This window comes from Rheinheimera soli, from assembly GCF_021290985.1.
Lineage (GTDB): Bacteria > Pseudomonadota > Gammaproteobacteria > Enterobacterales > Alteromonadaceae > Pararheinheimera > Pararheinheimera soli.
The window spans coordinates 1-1,126 of the sequence record NZ_JAJOYU010000088.1 but is presented as its reverse complement, the minus strand read 5'-3'; the positions used below and the strand labels follow the sequence as shown (position 1 = coordinate 1,126).

Below are 1,126 nucleotides of genomic sequence, written 5' to 3'. Positions count from 1 at the left end.
CTAAATAACTGATCCTAATAATGCTACACCCGCTTGCTCCCATGCCCACCACCCGGGAAGGGAGAAACCGTGTCCATAAAATGCTCAACCCTCTCCAGTAGTTCATCCATCGACCGGCACGTATGATTCCGGGTGATGGTTTCATGCAACGAATGCCACAGCAGCTCGATTTTGTTGTGCCACGGGCTGTAGACAGGCAAAAACAAGAGCTTGAATTTCGGGTTGTTCTTCAGCCATTTCTCTGCGATTTTACTTTTGTGAATGATGTAGTTATCAACAATCAACGTAATGGTTTTGGCACTTCTGTAGCGTCTGCGCAGCGCTCTGAGTAAGTCGATAAACAGCACTGTATTTTTAGACGTTGAGCCCACATAGGTCACCTGGCCTGAACTGCTGTGCAGTGCTCCAGCCAGAAAATGTTTCTTGTTTTGTCCCGGTGTAACGACTTTACGTTGCTGGCCACGTAATCCCCAATCAGCACCAATTTTTGGATTCAGATGGATATCCACTTCATCTTCATAGAAGACAGGATTTTCCACGTCACAGGATGCAAGTGCCTGTTTTATCGCTGCTAATTTTGCCTCTTTATCCGGGTCTTTTATCTGCAATGTCGGTGCAGCACGTCGCCAGACAATACCATGCTTGGGTAGCCAGCGTCGGATAGTCGAGCTGTGAAGCACAATATTCAGCGCCTCACGAATAACGATACTGAGCAATTCACTGCTCCAGCGTGAACGCTGGTAGCCAAAATCCTGCGGTCTGAAACTGATAAGCAGCTTAAGTAACTCACCGATAAATGTCGGTGGGAAACGCACTTTCTTCCCAGGCAAATCTGCTTGTAGCCCATCAAGGTCATCAGCGAGATACCACTTAATCCAACGATTTACACTGGATCTTGCAGCCTGTAGCAATCTGGCAATCTCAGCTTTGGGTTTCCCCTGAGCCCACAACAAAATGGCGTTTGCTCTGCGTGCCAGCGGCCTGTTTGGGTTCCACTGCACTATTTTTTTAAGGCGGTACAGCGCCTGTGGTGTAAAAAATGGTAACGTATTCATACTCAATGCGGTTGGTGTCTTTGGTTTTGTTTGGCGACTGATCAGATCGCGCAAACCGCATTGAGTTCCCT

At 47.7% G+C, this 1,126-nt stretch carries 1 protein-coding gene; it reads right to left on the bottom strand.

Annotation, left to right across the window (positions count from 1 at the left end; genetic code table 11):
* Positions 1–23: 23 nt before the first annotated feature.
* Positions 24–1,055: an IS630 family transposase gene (locus LSG37_RS21110; protein WP_233081979.1), complete on the bottom strand. Its 1,032-nt coding sequence runs from the start codon at positions 1,053–1,055 to the stop codon at positions 24–26.
* Between the last annotated feature and the right edge of the window lie 71 nt (positions 1,056–1,126).